A 23,919-nucleotide genomic window follows, 5' to 3' on the forward strand; every position below is an offset into this window, starting at 1 on the left:
GGATTAAATAGGATAGTAATAATGAAAAAAATATTTTTAGTAGGGGCATTTTGTGCTTTCTCAATAAATGTCAGCGCTGATTTAATTCTTGATAATGCAACGGTTACTTTTGGCGGAGTCACGCCCGATTATGATAACTCAGCTTTAACCAGTGCACTTCTTAACGGTGTGGATGCTAACGATTTAGCAAATACAGGGTTAAGCGGCATCAATAATACTGGCTTATTTGTTGAAACTTTTGACAACGCTACGAACTTAGGTACAGCCTTAGCCATTAATCCTTTTGGTCCCGTTAATACAGATTTTAATTCTACTCGTGGAGATAATACAAGTTGTGCAGTTAACTCGGCAGCAGGCGGTGTAGTTACAACAGGTAGTCTTAGTGTTCGAAAGGGTGATGTGGGTGGTCTGGCCAAAATCGGCTATCAAGATAACTGTTTTGGATACACTCCTGAAGATAACCAAAGAACAGGTACAGTAAGTATTGATTTTAATCCGATAATTGCCAGCGCTGCTGCTCTAACAGGCACCGAGATGGGCATAGATTATTTAGGTTTTTACTGGGCAACTATCGATACATACAATACTTTTACATTTCGTAGTGATGGGCTCGACGTTTTAGAGCTAACAGGATCAGATTTACTCAATGCTGTAAGTGGCCTTCAACGAGGTAGAGATGGTCAATATGTCAATGTATTTTTTAACAATGGAGTGTTTTTTGATGAGCTCGAAGTCGTTTCAACGGGACGTGCTGCGGAATTCGATAACATAGTAAACCGTATTACTGCAGTCCCAGAACCCTCGACTCTTGCGATCTTCGCATTAGGTTTGATGGGTTTAGCATCACGCCGCTTTAAGAAACAGGCATGATAGAACCGCATAAACATTAAGCACTTAACGACTGCCTTAATCGGACTACTGATCACTCTTAGCTGCTTAAGTAACATTGCCAGAGCGGACTTAATTAATATTGAAGTCAAAGACGGTGCTGACCTTATCGATCCAGCTCTTGCTCCGTATTTTGATATCAACGATGAAATGACACTAAGATTCAAGATGGACCTCGATGTCATTGGTTTTGAAAATTCTTGGTTTTCATCCAATAATTAACTAAGCCCAATGGAATTCAGTATTGATACATACAGTGGCTCAGTAGCAAGTTATCGCAACTAAAGAACAAACTAAAGAAGACACCCATTTTTAATGGGTAGCAAAAAACCTGTTATGTCCTAAGCTTAAAGTACTCAAACAACCACGGATGGCCTGTTATGCCTCAGCCACGTAAAAATCAAATCAGTTTTATCGATACCCCTTATTACCATTGTGTTTCCCGCTGTGTTCGCCGTTCGTTTTTGTGTGGTGCGGTGACCGCGTCAAAGATAGATTTACGGGGCAGAGTTACGAACATCGACGTGGTTGGGTAGAAGAGCGTTTGTTACTTTTATCTTCCATATTTTCAATTGATAGCGCGGCTACCGTATCGGTGCTTATGCTGTAATGAACAATCAGCAAAATGCCGGGAGTATTTACAACAGCTTTAGCTAGCCCGAAGGGCGCGAGGCATGGAAGCCTGAAGTATGCCCATGTCGTGCTATGCGCAGACAAAGACCTGGCTGAAAACTGGTTGGAAGAAACGGTCACAATTTACCGTCAACGTTTGTACGACATCAGTTAGTTAATGCGCAACCTCAATGAATACGTTGCCAGAGAGACCAACAAAGAAGACAAATGTACAGGCAGTTTTATTCGCCACTATCCTTGGCGCTCACCCTTAGGGCCAGCTAAAGCTGTTCTAATTTATTTCCGATAAATTAGTTGAAAGGTCGATTCAAGTCCCAAAGGATGTTAAATGAAAATGCGATGTTAGCCTGTATGGCTTATTTAGACTTAAACCCTATTCGCACCAATATGGAAACCACACCAGAAACGTCGAGCACACCAGTATCCAGCAACGTATTCACGCTCTCATCAAAGGCCAGCAACCTAGGAAACACATACGCTTTGTGGGTAATCACAGACAAGATATGCTCAAAGGAAGTGTTTACAGCTTGATTGATTACTGATAACTGGTGGATTGCACGGGACGTTGTATTCGAGAAGATAAAGCGGGTTACATAGAACATCATCACAGCCCTATTCTAGAGCGCCTCGGTCTCAACTCAGAGCAATAGTTGACCTTAACCACAGAGTTCGAAAAACACTTCAGCACCGCAGTAGGCAGTGAACATATGCTTCAGCAATTCAAACAGCACACCAACGCATATGAAGGATGGCAAATGCAATAGCCTTAATTCAACACGCCCGAATTACAACCCCATATATAGTCAAAGTCAATAACACAAAATGTGTTATTGACTACTGTCTGCAATTTGAACAGAGCATCACATTTCACAGCATTCATCTTCTTTAATCCCAAATAAGTCGCACTCGTCATTTTAAAGCATAAATAGTGAGCTAATACCCAACAATTTGTGCTTGTTGATTACGTTGCGATTGGGTACTTAAATATAATGGGTATCTAAACTAGCAGTAGCAGTTGACCATGAACATTCACTTATATTCGGCGAAAAATACTGATTACTGAGCGATGTATTTATGTTTTAAAAATAGTTGAATTTATAGCCGTATAGCCCAAACGTGCATATTGCCAAAGCTAAAGTGTCTATTTTTTTTACACATTTTTGTTAACAAAATACCACAAATTTAATTTTAATTTCAGTATGAAGGCCTTTAAAGCATTTTTTCGTCCAAATGTATGTGTCAGGTTTTTTTACACTTTTATCATCAAAACAAAAAAAATTAACGTCAATGGCACCGGCAAGCCCTTTAAGCGGTTTTTTCGTCCAAAATGATACGGCCGACGTTTTTACGCCCTCGACCTTAAACAAGATATCAATTTAACATATTGATTTACAAAAATAATTAATTATTGGCTCGATTTGTGCTTATAAAAATTTATATCTTAATTCTGTACTAGTGCTCCTATAATTGACCGACTAATCCGCGTCCCTGCAAGGGACGTAATTTTATTATTTCCAAGGAAGTTTTATGAAATTACCTATGTTTGCGATGCCATTATTGGCCGCAGTAATTTGTACACCTGCTACGGCAGGAATAGTGGAAATCGGTTTAGAGTTGCAAAAATACGCATCATTATCCAATACTTATACGTCCGGAGGCGCCAATGCCATTGTATACGGCAGCATATTAAGCAAAACCTATGCAGATGTAGGTGACAGCTTCTCTGTCTTTGGTGATCTTCGTTCAGGAGGTGTGATAACTGTCGGCGCTAGCGGACAGGCATCTGGTGATGTGCACTCAAAAATAGCAGCCACCGTATCGGCGGGCGCCACCGTCACAGGCAGCGTAGTAGCGGCGGGTGGAGTCGGTACCATGAGCGCCGGTGCTGGGGTAGGCGGCGACTTTACAGCAGGCGGGGCATCCGCATTTGCAATTGACTCTAATCTAGCCGGCTCATGGCAGGTTGGGGCCGAGGAACTTAGATTGGATAAGTTGTTACCAGAGGCAGACCAAAAGTACAAGGCGGACCCTACGAGTAACTACAATAAAGCCGCTGAGGCGGCAGATAATAATTTTCTTGAAGATGTAAAGTCTAAGATTGATGACAATATAGCCAGTGCCACAACTGAGCTGGTTCATTTAAAAAAGAAACTCAATCTCTTAGTCCCAACTGAGACTTTGTCGGCGACGATGAACACGGACAGGACCTTCTTCGCGGGCGTGTACACAGCACCCAGCTGGTCCACGACGGCCTCGACAACACTTCTGTTAGATGCTCAGTTCAAAAAAGTTGACCAGATCTGGGTCTTCAACATCGGTGATATTTTTGCCTTCGGTGGCGTCTCCACAGTTAAAGTTGTTAACTTGGGCGCCAACGCCAAAGCCCAGGTGATCTGGAACACCGGGGGTTACATCAGCATCGGCGATGACGCTAATATTGTAGGCACAATGATGACCGATCAATACATCATGGTGGGTGCCAATGCGAAAGTGAAAAGTGCGTCTCAGCAAAGCTGTGCCGGACTGTATTCAACAGCCTCGTTTGTGTCCGTAGGGGACAGTGCGATTATCGGTGGAGAGGGCTGTTCACCTCTTGTGCAGTGCCGGGAACAGGGAGCGACCCTATTTTATTGGCAGGTTTGGCTGGATGGGTTTCATTAACCGGCAGACGTTACAAAAAAGCGGCTTTATACAGTGGTTATAATGGCACCTTTCAACTTCTTGACAGGTTCCCAGCAGACTTTAGGAGACGAATATGGACACATCCGAGATGTCAAAACAGGATTACTATACATCCAAATTAATAAAGTCTCCAATCACTGCCAAATCAAAACAAGCTAAAGAAGACACCCATTTTTAGGAAGTAGCAAATCACCTGTTATGCCCTAAACTATAAGGTATTCACACAACCAAGGATGGTCTGTTATGCCTCAGCCACGTAGGAATCAAATCAGTTTAATCGATACCCCTTATTACCACTGTGTTTCCCGCTGCGTGCGTCGTTCTTTTTTGTGCGGTACGGATAAGTTTACTGGGCAGAGTTACGAACACCGCCGAGGTTGGGTAGAAGAGCGTTTGTTATTTTTGTCGTCGGTATTTGCTATCGACATTTGTGCTTATGCGGTCATGGGTAATCATACCCATGTGGTTCTGTGTGTGGACAAAGATATGGCTGAACGCTGGTCGATGAAAGAAGTTATAAGACGTTGGCATCAGCTTTACCAAGGTACGTTATTGAGTCAAAAGTATCAAAGAGGCGGCACACTTAGTAAAGGGGAAATGATGAGTCTAGAGGAAACAGTGACAATTTACCGCCAGCGTTTATACGACATCAGTTGGCTAATGCGTAACCTCAATGAGTACATTGCTCGCGAAGCTAACAAAGAAGACAAATGTACGGGCAGATTTTATTCGCCACCATCCTTGGCGCTCACCCTTCGGGCCAGCTAAAGCTGTTCTAATTTATTCCCGATAAATTAGTGGGAAGGCCGATTCAAATCTCAAGCTCTGTTAGATGAAACTGCAGTATTAGCCTGTATGGCCTATGTGGACTTAAATCCTATTCGCGCCAAGATGGACACCACGCCAGAAACGTCAAAACACACCAGTATTCAAAATCGAATACATTCTCTTATCAAAGGCGAACAACCTAAAAATCTGATGCGTTTTGTGGGTAATCACAGACAAGATATGCCCAAAGGTATTGCTTATAGCTTGATTGATTATTGTGAATTAGTGGGTTGCACAGGTCGCTGTATTCGAGAGGATAGAGCAGGTTATATAGACCAACATCATAGCCCTATTCTTGAGCGGCTTAACATTAACGTAGAGCAATGGTTAACCCTGACCACAGAGTTCGAAAAACACTTCAGTACTGCCGTAGGCAGTGAGCACATGTTACAGCAATTCAAACAGCACACAGACCATAGGCGTATACGAGGGATGACAAAGGCAAGAGCCTTACTTCAATCAGCCTGAATGACACTTAAATCCATCCTCACCCCCCCCTAATAAAACGTGGCTCAATCATGCTGTCTGCGATTTGCAGCTGTGCGCCCATGTTAACTGCATTCATCTCGTTCAATCCCAAATAAGCTCGAGTTCCTCATTTTAAAACCAAGAAATGTGAATATCTCTGCCACTTTGTGCTTATTGAATATGCTGTGATTGGGTGTTTTATTACTTTGGGTGTCTCGATTAGTTTCTTGGGTGTTTCGATTAGTTTTTGCTAACAGTGTCAGGTTTTTTTACATCTTTTATTCTTTAAATTTTGTAATTCACCTATGCCATTTTTTTATAAGTAAAAAAATAACGGTCTTATTTTTGCTTTCTGATTTTTGGGCAACAGTCTACAATCATATAATAACAACAAGCTTGATAACTCAGTCAACGTTTACACAACAGGGAACAGAATGAAATTTAAAATAATAAAAGCGGCATTGGCTGGATTACTTTTAACTCTTAGTGGTTTTGCTAATTCCGCAATTATCTTAAGCGGCGACGTGGCTTCTGGTTCCGGTGTGCTAACGTTTACCACAGATTACAGTCTTAACATTACTAGTAACGGAACAGTAAAAGGTATAGCTTTTGACGAATGGGGGTGACTAATGATGGAACCGAGCGGTTACGTTTGTTTCGGAATCAATCAATACACTGCTCAACGGGGTACTTAGTAGCTTACCGGACGTTATTATGGCAGATAATGCTGGCGATATATTTGGTGATCTTACCCCTGCTGATGCGTATTTATTTGCCACTACTAGTGGAATCCTAGTGTCTGTAGGAGACATTCTAACTATACAGGCTAGTTCATTTAATCTTGCGGCAATATCAAATTGGAATAGCAACGTTGATGGGCAATTCGACGGGGACTTGTTTTTAATCGATAACGTTGGTATTCGCCTTAGCGAAAACGGCGCAGCTGTACCAGAACCATCAACACTAGCCATCCTAGCACTAAGCTTGATTGGTTTAGGAGCACGTCGCTTCAAAAAGTAAGTTTAATCATTTTTCTGAAAGCATTTGCCAGTTGGTAGGTGTTTTTTTTAAGCCATATTTTTTCAATACATCATCATCGGAACCTCACACCGCCGACTTAAGTTTGGTTCGACTTTCTGGGGTTAAATACAACTCAGACGGGCACTGTCAACTTACCGAATTTAGATTATGAGAACCAGTTTTCAGTAGTGTATTCTGAGTTCTGGACGCAACTTACCCTTTAGTATCTCACTAGATATGTTCAGGGTTTCATCTCATGAAACCATACAAATGAATTTAGATGACGGAGTATTTGATTGGCTTCCAATGTTTGCCAGAATCAGTTGAATCGAAATAATTTATGTTCATGAACCTGATATTTTTTTTCTGTTAATTCTGGGTGTTTACCTGATTGTGATGAGACGGAATTAGCTAAGTCAGCGTGGTTGCCAATTAGCAGAACATCCACGTCCCTAGTTCATCACCCCGCCCTTTGTAGCTCTATCGGTATCTTATAAGAATAAGCACAATCGTTATTCATAACCTAAGAGTCACCTCCCATAACAAAACTTAATACAACAATCCCCATCACTACTTCTACCATCAACATACTAAAATCTCAACTTGCGACAAAGTCACGCTGCCGGATGACCACACTTTGACCTATAACATTGGCTGTGACATCACCAATAAAACACTGCATCTTTGACTCACCGATAATGACACTGGCGGCCTGTTCTCAAACGAACGGATAACCCTCGATGACATAGTAACTACCATCGAAAAACGCCCAAGTCCGGACACAAGCTTCAATGCTCGGATACTCACCCCACTGTATACTCCCGCTAGTGCCAACAATGCTGGTTTTCTTGCTGCGGCATTGAAGGCGGAGGACCTGCTTAAATTGACGTAATACATCTATCTGAGTTACCAAATGATGAGTCAGGCTTCGGCCCAAAAGTGCAAATACTTATCAATCACTATGTTTCAGAAGATAATGGCTCAGCCATTGATCCAGGCTAAAGTTATGGAAGCGTTATCGAAACTCATACAAGATGTAAACGCCAGACCGGAGTGTCTTTTGATTCTACTGGTTTAACAGATTTTTAATCACTTCATTCACAAAGGCACTTTTCAGGACTAGGCTAAGCTAAAAAAACTCCATTAAACACCGGATCGAATCTATTATTCAATATTTCATTGAAAATGACTAAATACTGCAATACGAGTTTCAGTGATAGCGAATTGAGACGTATGATCCGAATTTATTCGATTAGTGATGATGACGATTGTGATTTTTGTACTGGTATATATGAGGTAGTAGTTAGCTGTAACAGTCTGAAATACGAATTTGAATTCCTAATAGATACTCTTTTTCGTAAAAGGGAAAGGTGAAAAATTTGATGATTTATCTGTTCTTATACAAAAAAATTATTGGTTTTTAGTGTTGCTGTTGCTTCACATAGTGATTTATTGAGATCTATACTCAATGATGACCCAACTTATAATGGTTCAACAAGGTAATATCCAAGGACGGAAGGTGGAAGTGGAGCTTTCAGGAGCATGGCTCCTGCCACTGAAACGGTATGATCTCTACGAGTACCCAGATAATCCACTTTGTGAAGGTTTTTTGCTGAATAGCTTCGCGCTTAAGTACTGAGTCACCTTATGCACACTAAAATGTGATGGCCATTTTCAAATCCCTGAAACGCAAAAAGCCACCTGTAAAGGTGGCTTTTTACTTAATTGGGAGCCTGGCAATGTGCTACTCTCGCATGGGGAAACCCCAAACTACCATCGCCGCTAATGTGTTTCACTTCTGAGTTCGGAATGGGATCAGGTGGGGCCACATCGCTATTGTCGCCAGACAAAAACTCTTATCTATCAAGCTTGCGCTCAATAAATCAATATGTAAAAGCTGATACTCTCCCCCTGCGGGTCAAGCCATAATCGATGCTAAAGAATGCCTCTAGTCTTACTCCTAATCTTGTATTATCTACTTGTCACTCATATAACACTCAGCACTTCTTGCGAAGCCACTTGGGCGTTGTATGGTTAAGCCTCACGGGCAATTAGTACAGGTTAGCTCAACGCATTGCTACGCTTCCACACCCTGCCTATCAACGTCGTAGTCTTCAACAACCCTTTAGGTACGTTAAACGTACAGGGATGACTCATCTTAGGGCTCGCTTCGCGCTTAGATGCTTTCAGCGCTTATCGATTCCGAACGTAGCTACCGGGCAATGCCTTTGGCAAAACAACCCGAACACCAGCGGTTCGTCCACTCCGGTCCTCTCGTACTAGGAGCAGCTCCCTTCAATCATCCAACGCCCACACCAGATAGGGACCGAACTGTCTCACGACGTTCTAAACCCAGCTCGCGTACCACTTTAAATGGCGAACAGCCATACCCTTGGGACCGACTTCAGCCCCAGGATGTGATGAGCCGACATCGAGGTGCCAAACACCGCCGTCGATATGAACTCTTGGGCGGTATCAGCCTGTTATCCCCGGAGTACCTTTTATCCGTTGAGCGATGGCCCTTCCATTCAGAACCACCGGATCACTATGACCTACTTTCGTACCTGCTCGACGTGTCTGTCTCGCAGTTAAGCTGGCTTATGCCATTGCACTAACCTCCTGATGTCCGACCAGGATTAGCCAACCTTCGTGCTCCTCCGTTACGCTTTGGGAGGAGACCGCCCCAGTCAAACTACCCACCAGACACTGTCCACAATCCCGATAAGGGACCTATGTTAGAACATCAAACCTACAAGGGTGGTATTTCAAGGTAGACTCCACACCATCTAGCGACAGTGCTTCAAAGTCTCCCACCTATCCTACACATGTAGGGTCAATGTTCAGTGCCAAGCTATAGTAAAGGTTCACGGGGTCTTTCCGTCTAGGTGCGGGTACACAGCATCTTCACTGCAATTTCAATTTCACTGAGTCTTGGGTGGAGACAGCGTGGCCATGATTACGCCATTCGTGCAGGTCGGAACTTACCCGACAAGGAATTTCGCTACCTTAGGACCGTTATAGTTACGGCCGCCGTTTACCGGGGCTTCGATCAAGAGCTTCTCCGAAGATAACCCCATCAATTAACCTTCCGGCACCGGGCAGGCGTCACACCGTATACGTCATCTTTCGATTTAGCACAGTGCTGTGTTTTTAATAAACAGTTCCAGCCACCTTTTCACTGCGGCCCCCATTCGCTCATGAAGCAAGTTCAATCACAAACAGAGGCGTACCTTCTCCCGAAGTTACGGTACGATTTTGCCGAGTTCCTTCACCCAAGTTCTCTCAAGCGCCTTAGTATTCTCTACCTGACCACCTGTGTCGGTTTGGGGTACGGTTCGATATATCATAAGTTTAGAGGCTTTTCCTGGAAGCATGGTATTTGCAACTTCAACTCCTTAGAGTCTCGTCTCGTGTCTCGAGCATGTAGTTTCCCGGATTTGCCTAAGAAACAACTCTACGCACTTTCACCTGGACAACCAACGCCAGGCTTGCATAACCTTCTCCGTCCCCCCTTCACTGATATACCAAGTACGGAAATATTAATCCGTTTCCCATCGACTACGCATTTCTGCCTCGCCTTAGGGGCCGACTTACCCTGCCCTGATTAGCATGGGACAGGAAACCTTGGTCTTCCGGCGGGGGAGTTTTTCACTCCCCTTATCGTTACTCATGTCAGCATTCGCACTTGTGATATGTCCAGCTCGCCTCTCAGCTCACCTTCAGCCACTTACACAACGCTCCCCTACCACGCAAAGTAAACTTTGCGTCCGCAGCTTCGGTATATTACTTAGCCCCGTTACATCTTCCGCGCAGGCCGACTCGACTAGTGAGCTATTACGCTTTCTTTAAAGGATGGCTGCTTCTAAGCCAACCTCCTAGCTGTCTTAGCCTTCCCACCTCGTTTCCCACTTAGTAATATTTAGGGACCTTAGCTGGCGGTCTGGGTTGTTTCCCTCTTCACGACGGACGTTAGCACCCGCCGTGTGTCTCCCGGATAGTACTCACAGGTATTCGGAGTTTGCAAAGGGTTGGTAAGTCGGGATGACCCCCTAGCCTTAACAGTGCTCTACCCCCTGTGGTATTCGTCCGAGGCGCTACCTAAATAGCTTTCGGGGAGAACCAGCTATCTCCGAGTTTGATTGGCCTTTCACCCCCAGCCACAAGTCATCCGCTAACTTTTCAACGTTAGTCGGTTCGGTCCTCCAGTTGATGTTACTCAACCTTCAACCTGCCCATGGCTAGATCACTCGGTTTCGGGTCTATACCTAGCAACTAAACGCGCAGTTAACACTCGCTTTCGCTACGGCTCCCCTATTCGGTTAACCTTGCTACTAAATATAAGTCGCTGACCCATTATACAAAAGGTACGCAGTCACAGAACAAGTCTGCTCCTACTGCTTGTACGTATACGGTTTCAGGTTCTATTTCACTCCCCTCACAGGGGTTCTTTTCGCCTTTCCCTCACGGTACTGGTTCACTATCGGTCAGTTAGGAGTATTTAGCCTTGGAGGATGGTCCCCCCATCTTCAGTCAAGATAACACGTGTCCCGACCTACTTAATATGGCAATAATGACGCTTCGTGTACGGGGCTATCACCCTGTATCGCTGTGCTTTCCAACACATTCCACTACTTCATTACTACTCGGCTGCTCCCCGTTCGCTCGCCGCTACTAGGGGAATCTCTGTTGATTTCTTTTCCTAAGGGTACTTAGATGTTTCAGTTCCCCTCGTTCGCTTCTTATAGCTATGTATTCACTATAAGATACCGCCGAAGCGGTGGGTTCCCCCATTCGGAAATCTGTGGGTCAAAGCATTTTGTCGGCTCTCCACAGCTTATCGCAGACTTACACGTCCTTCATCGCCTCTAACTGCCTAGGCATCCACCGTATACGCTTAGTCACTTAACCATACAACCCCAAATGACCTCTCTGTTACCTGAGTAACAGTGCGTTATTTGTCATCATCTCAGTAACGTCAGAGATAAATTCAAACAACTCGTCCACCCGCTCACCTTTTATTTGAGCGTTAGGTGCAACAACCGTCTAAACGGGTATTGCTGTCGTATGCGTGACAAGTTCTAATCACAAAATCAGATAGAGTAAGTTCCTAAGAACACTCTTTTAGTTTTCGATTACTTTTTATCAGCTTTCCATATTGTTAAAGAACATTGTGACCTGCGTTACACGCCGGCTACAATTAAGGTTTAAAAAACCTTAATCAATAAACACTGATTAGATATTATCTAATAGTACATATTGATTAAGGCTACTTAATCTTATGAGCAAATGATGTTCCACCTAAATGGTGGAGCCAAGCAGGATCGAACTGCTGACCTCCTGCGTGCAAGGCAGGCGCTCTCCCAGCTGAGCTATGGCCCCGCTTTATGCAGGCAATCTGTGATAATCACAAATTTGGTAGGCTTGGGCAGACTTGAACTGCCGACCTCACCCTTATCAGGGGTGCGCTCTAACCAGCTGAGCTACAAGCCTATTTCATGCTCTTGCTTGCGCAAAAACAAATAGTGACTTGTTACCCAAGCACTTCTTTTGCTCTTCTTATCAAAACAAAACAATCTGTGTGAACACTCAACGAAGCAAGGTCCGCCGTAATAGTAAGGAGGTGATCCAACCCCAGGTTCCCCTAGGGTTACCTTGTTACGACTTCACCCCAGTCATGAATCACAAAGTGGTAAGCGTCCTCCCGAAGGTTAGACTACCTACTTCTTTTGCAACCCACTCCCATGGTGTGACGGGCGGTGTGTACAAGGCCCGGGAACGTATTCACCGCAACATTCTGATTTGCGATTACTAGCGATTCCGACTTCATGGAGTCGAGTTGCAGACTCCAATCCGGAGTACGACGAGCTTTAAGGGATCCGCTTACCCTCGCAGGTTTGCTTCCCTCTGTACTCGCCATTGTAGCACGTGTGTAGCCCTACTCGTAAGGGCCATGATGACTTGACGTCGTCCCCACCTTCCTCCGGTTTGTCACCGGCAGTCTCCTTAGAGTGCCCAACTTAAGGCTGGCAACTAAGGACAAGGGTTGCGCTCGTTGCGGGACTTAACCCAACATCTCACGACACGAGCTGACGACAGCCATGCAGCACCTGTATCTAGATTCCCGAAGGCACCAATTCATCTCTGAAAAGTTTCTAGTATGTCAAGAGTAGGTAAGGTTCTTCGCGTTGCATCGAATTAAACCACATGCTCCACCGCTTGTGCGGGCCCCCGTCAATTCATTTGAGTTTTAACCTTGCGGCCGTACTCCCCAGGCGGTCTACTTATCGCGTTAGCTTCGCTACCCACGGATTAAATCCACAAACAGCTAGTAGACAGCGTTTACGGTGTGGACTACCAGGGTATCTAATCCTGTTCGCTACCCACACTTTCGCACATGAGCGTCAGTCTTTGGCCAGGGAGTCGCCTTCGCCACTGATGTTCCTTCTGATATCTACGCATTTCACCGCTACACCAGAAATTCCACTCCCCTCTCCAAGACTCTAGTCTGCCAGTTCTAAATGCTATTCCCAGGTTGAGCCCGGGGCTTTCACATCTAGCTTAACAAACCGCCTGCGTGCGCTTTACGCCCAGTAATTCCGATTAACGCTCGGACCCTCCGTATTACCGCGGCTGCTGTCACGGAGTTAGCCGGTCCTTCTTCTGTTGCTAACGTCATACCTGTTGGGTATTAACCAACAAGCTTTCCTCACAACTGAAAGTGCTTTACAACCCGAAGGCCTTCTTCACACACGCGGCATGGCTGCATCAGAGTTTCCTCCATTGTGCAATATTCCCCACTGCTGCCTCCCGTAGGAGTCTGGGCCGTGTCTCAGTCCCAGTGTGGCTGATCTTCCTCTCAGAACAGCTAGAGATCGTCGCCTTGGTGAGCCTTTACCTCACCAACAAGCTAATCTCGCTTAGGCCACTCTTTGGGCGAGAGGAGCAAGCTCCCCCCTTTGGTCCGTAGACGTTATGCGGTATTAGCTATCGTTTCCAATAGTTATCCCCCACCCAAAGGCATGTTCCTAAGTATTACTCACCCGTCCGCCACTCGACATCATCTAGCAAGCTAGACATGTTTCCGTTCGACTTGCATGTGTTAGGCCTGCCGCCAGCGTTCAATCTGAGCCATGATCAAACTCTTCAATTAAATATTAAAAATATGAATTTTTTTGGTGAACTCTCACTTCGTGAGTGTCCACACAGATTGTCTTGTTCTAATTGTTAAAGAGCATGCTAACTGCGTTAGCGGCTTAAGTGGTTGTCCGTAGACCCTCTTAAGCGGGAGGCGAATAATACGCGGTTCCCATTTGATGTCAACAATTTAATTGATTTTCTTTTCAACTAAACCTGCTACACCCCGCAGCAACTATACGTTTATCGTATAAGCAACAAACTGGTTTACCCTGTTTGTTGCGAGTGACTCCGTTGTTTCCAACTCGTCTCCCCTGAAGCGAGGGCGCATTATAGACACAACAACTTTGCATGCAACCCCTAATTTATAATTATCGTTTAAGCGCTCATTAATCACACTAAATGTATGAATATCATTCAAATGTTAATACATTAAATCTTTTATGTCCGTCTTTAGAACCACTCTAGCTGAGATTGAAGTTCCAAGTTAATAGTTTTTCTGAGTGGGTATTACCGGCTGTTATCTGGTTCATTACATGCATCAAGCAATAATATGGCACTAGACCGTTGGCTTTAGCGGTCTCAATAATAGAATAAATCGTCGCACTCGCATTAGTACCGTTTGCAGTTTGACTTAACAACAAGGCTTTTCTGCCCATTACAAAGGGCTTTGTCGCTCCTTCATTTTTCTTGTTATCAATAGCTAGCTACCATCATGCAATAACGGATGACTCTAGCCCAATGGTTTAAGGTCTAGACGTGTGATTTGCCAAGCAGGCTTCTAGTTAACGCATTGGGTGCAGATTTATCCAACCACGTTTTAAATTGATTGAGAAAGGGCACAGACTTTTCTTATCTGATGCGATAGCGCTCTTTATAGGGAAGTCTTAAATCAGTTTTTGTATGTGATTCAGTGACCAGTTAACTTTACCGGTTTTTTACTGTTTCGACTTTGTGCTTTTTGCACATCGGTAAACTAGCGTCGTAGATATGCCATACACACCACTAATTTGGAATGTGATTGATGATAGCATGCGTAGCCATTCACTTGTAAAAAATAAAGAAGGCACCCATTTTAAAAAAGTAGCAAAAACCTGTTATGTCCTAAGCTCTAATGTATTCACACGACCACGGATGGTCTGTAATACCTCAGCCACGTAAGAACCAAATCAGTTTAATCGATACCCATTATTACCATTGTGTTTCCTGCTGTGTTCGGCGTTCTTTTTTGTGTGGTGCGGTGACCGCGTCAAAGATAAATTCACCGGGCAAAGTTATGATCTTCGGCGTGGGTGGGTAGAAGAGCGGTTGCGGTTGCGGTTGCTTTTTTTGTCTTCGGTATTTTCTATTTATAACGCGGCTACCGTATCTTTGCTTATGCGGTGATGAGTAATCGTACTCATGAGTGAAATTGGTGGAAGGCAAAACACGGGATAACACCCTTTTTACCCAACCTGCTTAGTCATTAAACGATGAAGAAAATGATCTACTCTAACTCATCAAAGCCATGACGCGGTCACCGGACAGACAAGGGTGATAATTCGTGTGGGTGTATTTTAGAACGATAATGTACGTGTTGCCCGCTACGGACTACATCAGAGCCCGCTTTGACTAAACCAAAGCAGTTAAAGAGCCTGAATATATGTCAGAACTAAGCCACTTTTAGACTGCCTTCAACACAACGGACAAGCGGTAATGCAGGGTTAAAAACATTATTCATGTTGAAAATCAGCACGAAGGGGTAAGTAGTAAGTTTACATCACAGGAGTGTCCATATATGTCTTTGTAAATTTGTTTATAAATTTTCGTTGAAAAAAACAGACGGGTTAACGAATACTAAGTTGACCCTGAGCCTAGTTATTAAGCCTCATAAAGTATACCCAAAGGCTGAGGTTACTTTAAGAGGCCAGATACGACGTTATGTTAAGCTCAGATAAAATGAGTCAATAAAGCTTGCTAGCTCATCTTGCGTTTACGCAGAGCGAACAACAATGCCAAACCAGCCAATAATACACCGCCTGGTTCGGGGACGTAAGCAGAGCCTTCGGCAGCAATTTGAATATAATATTCTTCATAACTATTAGCGCCTATGGTGATACCGTTTACATCTAGAGTAGACAATACTTGTGGGCCCAACACCCCAATACCGTCAAAAAAGCTGTCAAATTCAATGTAATCATCAAAAATAACGTCCTCTGCAAGGTTTTTAATGTAAAGGTAGGCACCAGAAAAGGCTTCTGAGTAGGGGCGATCAGTGAAAATATTGGCGGATAAGAATATATCAAAGGACACATCGCCAGTGATATCTGAACTTGTATTATTGTTTATCAATAAAAAAGCACCCGAAGACCAAGCACTATAAACATAGCCACCCAAGACAGTTACTTGACCATTGGCCACAGCATTTAATACGCCAATATCTCCAGCACCTAAAGTAACAGGGCCACCAACGCCTGTACCTGATGCGCTACCCGATGCGCTGCCCTCTTCATATACTTCATTGCAACACAGGTATGTCTGGAATTCACTGGTCACAAAACTGGACGAAACCTCGACATTCACTTCTGTATCAAAGCTTGAAATAATAGCTCCCTGAGAAAGGGCACTAAACAAACTGGCAGCACAAGCAATCAAACCTACGCTGATTTTTTTTATTAACATTTTATTTAACATTTTTTACCCTTTATTCCTTGTCATTTTAGTTTACGACTATTTAATTCAGTTGACATGTTATTCGCAAAATAACGTTACAGAGCAATAATGCGATTAAGCGTGTTTGATACACACATATTATTTGCCAACCTGCTACTCAGCGTTTCTGCAGCGAACGTGACATTGTCAACTTTTAACACGACTAATATAATTGAGCATATTTCGAGCCATGTTTTTATTATCGATAAATAACAATGAGTTAATTTTTCACTTTTTTATGGTGGTGTCGAAAAATGGAAATGTGTAAAAAATACGGACACTTATATTTTACACACAAACAAATCCCCTTTCATAATAGGTAAAGAAGACATATATGGACGCTCAAGAGATGTCAACGTATAAGCTATCCCTTCATGCTGCTTTTCAACATAAATACCGTTTTAAATAATGAAGATACCCATTATTACCGCTGTGTTTACCGCTATGTTCGCCGTTATTTTTTATAACGTACGGATAAGTTTACTGGGCGGTGTTACGAACATTGTCGAGGTTAGGTTGAAGGGCGGTTGTTGTTTTTATCTACTATGTTTGCTATCGACAGCGTGGCTACCGTATCTGCGCTTATGCTGTAATGAACAGTCAGCAAAATGCCGGGAGTATTTTACAACAGCTTTAACTGGCACTAAGGGCGCAAGGCATGGAAGCCTGAAGTATACACATGTAGTGCTATGCGTAGACAAAGACCTGGCTGAAAGTTGGTTGGCGGGAGAAGCGGTATGGCGTTAGCACCTGTTATACCAAGGCACGTTGTTGAGTCAAAAGTACCAAAGAGGAGATACACTCAGTAAAGGTGAGCTTATCAGCTTGGAAAAACAGTGACGATTTACCGTCAACTTTTGTATGATATTAGTTGGCACATGCGCAACCTCAATCAATACATTGCCCGAGAGGCCGACAAAGAAGACAAATGTACAGGCAGGTTTTATTCGCCACCATCCTTGGCGCTAAGCCTTCGGGCCAGCTAAAGTGTTCTGATTTATTCCTGATAAATTAGTGAGAAGGCCGATTCAGGTCCCAAACGGTGTTAAATGAAAATGCGGTGTTAGCCTCTATGGCTTATTTAGACTTAAACCCTATTCGCGCCAAGGTGGGTACCACACCAGTATCCAGCAACGTATTCACGCTCTCATCAAAGGCCAGCAACCTACGAAGCTCATGCGCTTTGTAAGTAATAACAGACAAAACATGCTCAAAGGCAGTGTTTACAGCTTGATTGATTACTGTGAATTAGTGGAATGCACGGGCCGCTGTACTCAAGAATATAAAGCAGGATAAATAAAGCATTATCACAATCCCATTCTAGCGCGTCTCGGTCTCAACTCTAAGCAATGGTTGACCCTCACTACATCGTTCGAACAACACTTCAGTGCCGCAGGAGGCAGTGAGCATATGCTGCAACAATTCAAACAGCACACAGACCATCGTCGTATACGAGGGATGGCAAAGGCCAGAGTATTACTTCAATAAGTCAAATTCCCAATAGGCCTGAATTGCTTATTTCTTAAAACCAAAGCGTGGAATATCCCCATCACTTGATACTTGTTGATTAGGCTGTGATTGGGTGTTGTATTACACTGAGTGCCTTGGTTACCTTGAGTTACATACATTAGATAGTAACCACTTTAACCTTATCTGTGCACTCTTGACTACCTATGTGTTTTTTCAAATCATTACCTCAAAACAAGCGAAAGTACTGGGTTATATTCCTGAAATTGCTGTGAGTGAGCAAACCCAAGAAAAATTAAAAGCCGTAGCGCTAGATTTTCATAATCTGCATTTGCCTTGTTCTTAAGCAGTTAAAAACCTCCAACATTGACTCTATTCACCCAAAAATCCACTGTAAACATCGTCAAATAATGCGACATTTTTTATCGCGTTACCGACTTAGACCTATGCCCAATGTGATCTAATGCAGGGCACTTTTTCTCAAAAAACTTTAACAGTGTTGGTACACCAGAATTAACAGGTCAACAACAAACGCCAGTTGCATAGATAAAACATAGCGCTTATTATTTCGATAATTACACTATCAAAATTATTCGCTCACCTTCTTAATCCTGATCATTTCTTGCATGAAGTGTGTTGTGCAAGTGTGCGAAGCACGAAAGGCGCTTAGGATTAATGCTTAATTATCTAATTATTCTGATGGCTCTCGCCACTGGGGCTTTGTTGCTTTATCCAAAAGTTGCAAATGCCTTGCTTTGGCGAGCGGCAATCACTCCTTTGGCTTCTATTATCGGTAGTGGATTTTTGGTCCTGGGTCCCATTCTAGTCGCGTCGTTCGGACAATATGCACCGCTAGTGATGGTTGCATTATGCAGTTTCGCTTATCTATTTGGCGCGGCCATCCGTTTCAACATCATGAGACTTGCGACCTATAGTGGCGTAAGGAGTGTTTCCGAGGAAAAGCTTGAAACACTCTCGTCTTGGGCTCTGGCGTTCGCTTATATTATTTCGGTTGCTTATTATCTGAATTTGCTGGGGTCGTTTGCCGTCAGTCTTACACCGTTAAACGATGCGTTCCACGCGCAACTAGTGACAAGTGGCGTTTTTGCATTGGTACTGATTGTTGGATGGACCAAGGGATTTAAGGCACTGGAGCGTATGGAGCAGATCACCGTCGGGGTGAAACTTTCTATCATCGCGGGACTTTTATTTGGTCTAGGATGGTTCTTTATCAACAAAGTTGTGGCGCGGGAACTCGTCAGTGAGCCTGCAACTGTAACAGGTTGGCAAGCGATTGCGCTGGTCGCAGGTTTACTTGTAACAGTCCAAGGGTTCGAAACATCTCGCTACCTGGGTGACGAATATCTGCCCCTCACCAGAATTAAGTCGATGCGACTTGCACAGTGGATTTCAACTGCTATCTATATGATATACATTGCTTTTTTAAGTTACGTATTCATTCCCGAAAATTTAGAACTAAGTGAAACGGCGATTATCGATCTGATGGTGGTTGTCGCTCCTATTTTACCCTTGCTATTGATTGTCGCTGCCATTAGTGCTCAATTCAGTGCCGCTGTTGCAGATACAGGCGGCTCCGGAGGGCTGATCACAGAGCTTACCGAAGGGCGAATTACGCCAAGAGCCGGTTATGGCGTGTTAGTTGGCATCGGATTGATCCTGACATGGGCTATGAGTGTGTTCGAAATCATAAGTTATGCATCACGTGCGTTTGCGTTTTACTATGCGTTACAGGCGTTCATTGCAGCAAAAGGCAGTTGGTCAGAATCAGGCTTGTCGCTCAAAGGAATTGGATTCGCAGCGCTTGGCATTTTAGGGCTAGCGATTGTGATATTCGGGACTTCTGTCGAATAGTCATTTACAGTATTGTCTGCATCATAAAACATGGTGTTTTTTATATTTTTAAATTAGCACCTTAGTACTCTTTTACCGCCTACTCGCAGTTCTTTAAATACGCCTACCTAAGCTCTATTTTTTATAGAGCTACATTTTATGATTAATAGTTTTTAAACGTTGCCAAACCAATATACATTTTGTCAAATAAATCGACTATCTGGTGTTGCTTTAATCAGTGATGACCATAAATAGTTACCTATGGTCATTACTCGTCGATTTTTATGTTCTAAGGGTGTTTTTTTGATCATAAATAGCCAACTAATAGTTGTATGAAATACACATAAAATGGCTTAATAATGCAAGAAACATAAGAGGTTTTGCTAAAATGCAACGAGTAGCGTTAATTACAAAACATGAAAAAGCCCGTTGGATCGCTCCTTACTTGGCGCCACTCGGTTACGAGGTGTTTGAATCTAGTATCTTTGATACCGATATTTTAGGTACATTTTCTGGTGAAGTTGAACGCACTTTGTCACCCATGGATGCTGCATTAACCAAAGCAAAAAAGGCTTGCGAGCTAACAAATACAGATTGGGGTTTGGGCAGCGAAGGTAGTTTTGGCGGTGGACCCGCGCCAGGTATGATCAACTGGAATGATGAATTGTTATGTCTATATCAAGCGTCAACTGGGATTGCAATTTATGCCCATGCTGCAGGCCCAACATCTATTCAAGATTTAACACTTAATGGCAGAGTGCCAATAAAACAAAAACTACTATTACATCCTAAGCAACTCTGGATTTTACGTTCAGAAAAAGGTGTTCAGGGAGTTCTTCAAAAAGGTGTTCAAAAACACATTCAGAAAGGTCTTTCTGCTGAACAGCTATTAGACAGTTTGGAGAAGATTACAGTTTCTTCTCAAAAAGTAACAATAGAGCCTGACTTGCGTGCTATGAATTGTCCTGAACGGCAACAGATGATTGCAAAGGCGGCTGAGGATTTAGTTCGACGGTTATCAGAAGCCTGCCCCCAATGTCAGGCATTTAACTTCGTAGTCAAAGAAAAGCAGTCTGGATTACCCTGCACTTTATGCACTCTTCCAACAGAGCAAGCTAAATCATGGACACGTATTTGTGATTGTTGTGGTTGTCGTCATGACGAAGCAGTACAACAAAAAGGCGCCGATCCGACCTATTGTCAATTTTGTAATCCTTGAGTAAATAACATGAGTCACAATTACCAAACGTCCTTACTTTGCGGCGAAGATAGCGTGAAACAAGCCGTGAGTCTGTTACAAAAAGGCGAATGTGTTGCCTTACCAACAGAAACCGTTTACGGACTTGCCGCCGACGCATCGGATATCAACGCGGTAAATAAAATATTTGAAGCCAAAGGGCGACCCAAAAATCACCCGTTGATAGTTCATATTCCCGATATATCACATTTAGAAAAATGGGCTAAAGCGATCCCAAATACCGCTTATGATCTAGCAAATCTGTTTTGGCCAGGACCACTCTCACTGCTGCTAAAAAAAGCAGAACACGTGCCTTATGAAATAACAGGGGGATTGGATACCATTGTCCTGCGAGTGCCAGCACATCCATTATTTTTAGACGTATTGCGCAAGCTAAATACAGGGCTTGCAGCACCTTCTGCCAATCGTTATAAACATCTGAGCCCTACCATTACCAAGCAAGTCATGCAGGGATTAGATGGCCGAATTGCAGCTGTTTTAGAAGGTGGTGCATGTGAACACGGATTAGAGTCCACTATTTTAGACTTAGTCAGCGAGAAACCGCGAATACTTCGTGCCGGCCCTGTTACGCAACAGCAACTGGAAGCCGCTATGGGCCAAATTATCGATATACCCAAAAATCATATTGAAGTGGTGCCTGGTAATGTTGAAGCGCATTATCAGCCAAACACGCCATTACGAATGATGTCTTCTGAACAGTTGCTGACAGAGATAGATAGGCTCAAGCACACAGATTGTCATTTTGTGGTGTGGTCAGACGCCGTTATCGAACAATCTAAAAAGACCCATGTTCCATCATCTCAATGCTCTTATTTAGAAAGTGATGCGACTAGTTTTGGGCGTAAATTATACGTGACCTTATACCACGTTGATCAGACTCGCCCGACCCAAATCATAGTTGAAAAACCACCACAATCTGATGCATGGGCAGCAGTAAACGACAGGTTGTCACGGGCTGCCCAGTAAAACCTTCGTTCATTTAATTTAATTAATCTTTGTACCCATAATAATTTCCAATGATAGTTATTAAACGACCATCTCGTTTCATATCATGAATGATTTTATTAACTTGATTGATAAAACGGATATTTTTTGGCGTTGAATGGCACAAAATATGATCTTCAACAGACGCGATTGGATTTGTTGGATCGTAATTTAAAGACGCCAGTTCTTCAGGTGGCAAATTAAGACTCAGATCAAGGTAATAATCAGCAAAAACTTCTACCCGACCTAGTTTTAACATGCTTATTGCATTAGTAGAATTTTGCACCTCTAATACATTGGCATGAGTTAATATTCGTTGGGTATGCCATAAGCACAGCCTCGAATTAAGGCCAGACTTTACCTTTAATATCTTTTTCATTAAGAGCTGTGTCATCAAAATTTATCAGATAAGCATTAGCCATATTAAAAGAGTCACTGACCAACATATCTATTGATGAGTCTAAATTAGAAGCTTCACCAGGAAAAACACAATCGACTTTTTGATTTTCGTATGAAAGATATCCCCGTGCCATCGGATAAAAATTATGGCTTACTTTAGTCACATCAAAATCCTTAATATTTTCTAATAAATGATTCATCAGCTTATTATATGGCAGTGTTGGTTCTCCCAACATTTGTACTCCATCAATCCGCACTCTAGCAAATGAGATATTAGCAAAGCTTTGAACCCGAGAAATACTGAGAATAATTTGCTGGCTGACACAATAGATTAAAAAGAATATCCACCACATTTAGTACAAACCTCTAGCAACATCACTTAAAAGAATATTCCCAGTGCGAGTTACCCTTATTAGGGTGTACACAACTTTACCCTAGCAGGCAATGCCTCTTTAGATAGAACAAACATTATCCCCAAACGAGTCACTCATCAGTAGACTGCAGGAAATGACTTTCAGCATCTTCTCATCAACTGACATAAACCTGTTCTTATTGCCTAAATTTTAAATCCACCATACCAACTCGGCACTTTCCCCTACCAAAGCTCCTTGAAGATCAGCTCGCGACTCGTAATGCTAGTTTGCCGTAAATTTACACCATCTGGCGTGAAAAATGCCTATAAAATGCTAATTAGGATAATTAACAAATAGAATTTATCTCCGCCATCAAGCAACGGTATGACGGCCGTTAGTATTATGATGGCGTTAATTAACGGCAATAGTGGGTTCAAAAATGAAGTTGCTTGTTTTGATTGGAATATGTAGTTGCTTAAGTGGTTGCGCCTTAACCCTTGAAATGATGGCAATAAGCGGCATAAGTTATCTTGCCACCGGAAAATCGTTGTCTGATAACGCTTTCTCTTTGGTGACTAACCGTGATTGTGCTTTGCATCGGGTCATGACGAACGAAGCCATTTGTGCTGAAAACACACTACCAACTAGTGATACAAACGATGTGTTTTTGTTAGCCCGCTCTGAAATGTCAGACACGATAAAAACGAAGGTAACAACTGCACGGAGCACCTTCAATTCAGTACCAGAAGAATTTGAAGATGAACCATCTGCTTTTATAGCCACACTTAACACCGCAAATATACGTAGTTTTTCAATCGCTATAGAAGAGACTAAAAGACCATTAACAGAGTATTTACCTGCTCAGACATTTGCAGTGGTAGGCAGTTTTAACAGCTATCAATATGCCCAACGTCGAAATGATAAATATGTAAACTTTAATCCGCAGATCATTAAAAACCAGGCTGATTCGGCTACCCAATATCGAGTGGTAGTAGGACCTATTACACACGATGATTTTATAGCAGGCTTGCCCACAATGGTGGGCGCTGAAACGCAATTACCATGGGAAATTGACTTGTGTGTCAAGGGTATGTCTCCCCCTCCCTGCAATAATACCTACGTGATGAATACCCTAGAGCACCAGAGTGCAACATGGATTGCAGCATCTATCACACCTGAAACACTTACGTTGCAGTAACGAAGGCATGTATTTTTCATTTCAAAATGGCCTATTGAGTGTTACTCCAGCCATCAACATTGTGT

At 43.1% G+C, this 23,919-nt stretch carries 13 protein-coding genes, 2 tRNA genes, 3 rRNA genes and 4 pseudogenes; 13 read left to right on the top strand and 9 right to left on the bottom strand.

Annotation, left to right across the window (positions count from 1 at the left end; genetic code table 11):
- Positions 1 to 21 precede the first annotated feature (21 nt).
- From C427_RS18015 to C427_RS27765, 6 genes and pseudogenes are all read left to right on the top strand, one after another.
- Positions 22 to 870, top strand: coding sequence for a PEP-CTERM sorting domain-containing protein (locus C427_RS18015; protein ID WP_007637154.1), 849 nt, complete (start codon positions 22 to 24; stop codon positions 868 to 870).
- Between the two features lie 398 nt (positions 871 to 1,268).
- A pseudogene (locus C427_RS27750) lies at positions 1,269 to 2,285 on the top strand (transposase).
- Positions 2,286 to 3,048: 763 nt separating this feature from the next.
- Positions 3,049 to 4,182, top strand: a complete 1,134-nt coding sequence (locus C427_RS18025; protein ID WP_015431165.1) for an ice-binding family protein — start codon at positions 3,049 to 3,051, stop codon at positions 4,180 to 4,182.
- A gap of 264 nt (positions 4,183 to 4,446) precedes the next feature.
- Positions 4,447 to 5,499: pseudogene (locus tag C427_RS27755) on the top strand (transposase).
- A 434-nt stretch (positions 5,500 to 5,933) separates the two neighbouring features.
- The gene (locus C427_RS27760; RefSeq protein ID WP_015431167.1) at positions 5,934 to 6,125 is read left to right on the top strand and encodes a hypothetical protein; all 192 of its coding nucleotides are present in this window, start codon (positions 5,934 to 5,936) and stop codon (positions 6,123 to 6,125) included.
- Between the two features lie 88 nt (positions 6,126 to 6,213).
- A complete protein-coding gene (locus C427_RS27765; protein ID WP_015431168.1) occupies positions 6,214 to 6,519 on the top strand; it encodes a PEP-CTERM sorting domain-containing protein in 306 nt (101 codons plus the stop codon).
- A 1,731-nt stretch (positions 6,520 to 8,250) separates the two neighbouring features.
- Here C427_RS27765 and rrf read toward each other — a convergent pair.
- From rrf to C427_RS18065, 6 genes are all read right to left on the bottom strand, one after another.
- Positions 8,251 to 8,366, bottom strand: a 5S ribosomal RNA gene (rrf, locus tag C427_RS18040).
- Positions 8,367 to 8,549: 183 nt separating this feature from the next.
- Positions 8,550 to 11,427: ribosomal RNA gene (locus C427_RS18045) — 23S ribosomal RNA — on the bottom strand.
- Between the two features lie 395 nt (positions 11,428 to 11,822).
- Positions 11,823 to 11,898, bottom strand: a tRNA-Ala gene (locus C427_RS18050).
- 34 nt (positions 11,899 to 11,932) lie between these two features.
- Positions 11,933 to 12,009, bottom strand: a tRNA-Ile gene (locus C427_RS18055).
- Positions 12,010 to 12,132: 123 nt separating this feature from the next.
- Positions 12,133 to 13,669, bottom strand: a 16S ribosomal RNA gene (locus C427_RS18060).
- Together the 16S, 23S and 5S rRNA genes with 2 tRNA genes alongside form the textbook arrangement of a ribosomal RNA operon.
- 448 nt (positions 13,670 to 14,117) lie before the next feature.
- Positions 14,118 to 14,312, bottom strand: a complete 195-nt coding sequence (locus tag C427_RS18065) for a transposase domain-containing protein (RefSeq protein WP_007639389.1) — start codon at positions 14,310 to 14,312, stop codon at positions 14,118 to 14,120.
- A 485-nt stretch (positions 14,313 to 14,797) separates the two neighbouring features.
- Between C427_RS18065 and C427_RS27770 the strand changes: the two are divergent.
- Positions 14,798 to 15,056: pseudogene (locus C427_RS27770) on the top strand (hypothetical protein); the annotation flags it as partial.
- Positions 15,057 to 15,609: 553 nt separating this feature from the next.
- On the opposite strand, the gene C427_RS18070 reads toward C427_RS27770, so the two are convergent.
- The gene (locus tag C427_RS18070) at positions 15,610 to 16,326 is read right to left on the bottom strand and encodes a hypothetical protein (protein WP_007639387.1); all 717 of its coding nucleotides are present in this window, start codon (positions 16,324 to 16,326) and stop codon (positions 15,610 to 15,612) included.
- Positions 16,327 to 16,718: 392 nt separating this feature from the next.
- Here C427_RS18070 and C427_RS27775 point away from each other — a divergent pair.
- The 5 genes and pseudogenes from C427_RS27775 (at position 16,719) to C427_RS18090 (ending at position 21,886) form a co-directional block, all read left to right on the top strand.
- A pseudogene (locus C427_RS27775) lies at positions 16,719 to 17,832 on the top strand (transposase).
- A 94-nt stretch (positions 17,833 to 17,926) separates the two neighbouring features.
- Complete coding sequence (locus C427_RS26525) at positions 17,927 to 18,157, top strand: hypothetical protein (RefSeq protein WP_034899627.1); 231 nt, start codon at positions 17,927 to 17,929, stop codon at positions 18,155 to 18,157.
- Between the two features lie 329 nt (positions 18,158 to 18,486).
- Entirely contained in the window at positions 18,487 to 19,683 is a 1,197-nt protein-coding gene (locus C427_RS18080) for an APC family permease (RefSeq protein WP_007639378.1), read from the top strand.
- A gap of 367 nt (positions 19,684 to 20,050) precedes the next feature.
- Positions 20,051 to 20,881 (top strand): DUF6671 family protein, encoded by an 831-nt coding sequence (locus C427_RS18085; protein WP_007639370.1) that lies wholly within the window; start codon positions 20,051 to 20,053, stop codon positions 20,879 to 20,881.
- Positions 20,882 to 20,890: 9 nt separating this feature from the next.
- A complete protein-coding gene (locus C427_RS18090; protein ID WP_187292364.1) occupies positions 20,891 to 21,886 on the top strand; it encodes an L-threonylcarbamoyladenylate synthase in 996 nt (331 codons plus the stop codon).
- A 22-nt stretch (positions 21,887 to 21,908) separates the two neighbouring features.
- Here C427_RS18090 and C427_RS18095 read toward each other — a convergent pair whose 3' ends face one another.
- A complete protein-coding gene (locus C427_RS18095) occupies positions 21,909 to 22,163 on the bottom strand; it encodes a hypothetical protein (RefSeq protein ID WP_007639366.1) in 255 nt (84 codons plus the stop codon).
- Between the two features lie 85 nt (positions 22,164 to 22,248).
- Positions 22,249 to 22,656: a hypothetical protein gene (locus C427_RS18100; protein ID WP_007639364.1), complete on the bottom strand. Its 408-nt coding sequence runs from the start codon at positions 22,654 to 22,656 to the stop codon at positions 22,249 to 22,251.
- A 439-nt stretch (positions 22,657 to 23,095) separates the two neighbouring features.
- Here C427_RS18100 and C427_RS18105 point away from each other — a divergent pair, with 439 nt between their 5' ends.
- Positions 23,096 to 23,854 carry an SPOR domain-containing protein gene (locus C427_RS18105; RefSeq protein WP_007639362.1) on the top strand — a complete coding sequence of 253 codons (759 nt, stop codon included), beginning with the start codon at positions 23,096 to 23,098 and terminating at the stop codon, positions 23,852 to 23,854.
- Positions 23,855 to 23,919 lie beyond the last annotated feature (65 nt).

It is taken from the genome of Paraglaciecola psychrophila 170 (assembly GCF_000347635.1).
GTDB classification, from domain to species: Bacteria; Pseudomonadota; Gammaproteobacteria; order Enterobacterales; family Alteromonadaceae; genus Paraglaciecola; species Paraglaciecola psychrophila.

Excerpts from the sequence above, each read along its gene's own strand:
- C427_RS18015 (WP_007637154.1), top strand. The coding sequence starts at position 22 with ATGAAAAAAATATTTTTAGTAGGGGCATTTTGTGCTTTCTCAATAAAT.
- C427_RS18025 (WP_015431165.1), top strand. The coding sequence starts at position 3,049 with ATGAAATTACCTATGTTTGCGATGCCATTATTGGCCGCAGTAATTTGT.
- C427_RS27760 (WP_015431167.1), top strand. The coding sequence starts at position 5,934 with ATGAAATTTAAAATAATAAAAGCGGCATTGGCTGGATTACTTTTAACT.
- C427_RS27765 (WP_015431168.1), top strand. The coding sequence starts at position 6,214 with ATGGCAGATAATGCTGGCGATATATTTGGTGATCTTACCCCTGCTGAT.
- C427_RS18065 (WP_007639389.1), bottom strand. The coding sequence starts at position 14,312 with ATGGGCAGAAAAGCCTTGTTGTTAAGTCAAACTGCAAACGGTACTAAT.
- C427_RS18070 (WP_007639387.1), bottom strand. The coding sequence starts at position 16,326 with ATGTTAAATAAAATGTTAATAAAAAAAATCAGCGTAGGTTTGATTGCT.
- C427_RS18080 (WP_007639378.1), top strand. The coding sequence starts at position 18,487 with ATGCTTAATTATCTAATTATTCTGATGGCTCTCGCCACTGGGGCTTTG.
- C427_RS18085 (WP_007639370.1), top strand. The coding sequence starts at position 20,051 with ATGCAACGAGTAGCGTTAATTACAAAACATGAAAAAGCCCGTTGGATC.
- C427_RS18090 (WP_187292364.1), top strand. The coding sequence starts at position 20,891 with ATGAGTCACAATTACCAAACGTCCTTACTTTGCGGCGAAGATAGCGTG.
- C427_RS18095 (WP_007639366.1), bottom strand. The coding sequence starts at position 22,163 with ATGTTAAAACTAGGTCGGGTAGAAGTTTTTGCTGATTATTACCTTGAT.
- C427_RS18100 (WP_007639364.1), bottom strand. The coding sequence starts at position 22,656 with ATGTGGTGGATATTCTTTTTAATCTATTGTGTCAGCCAGCAAATTATT.
- C427_RS18105 (WP_007639362.1), top strand. The coding sequence starts at position 23,096 with ATGAAGTTGCTTGTTTTGATTGGAATATGTAGTTGCTTAAGTGGTTGC.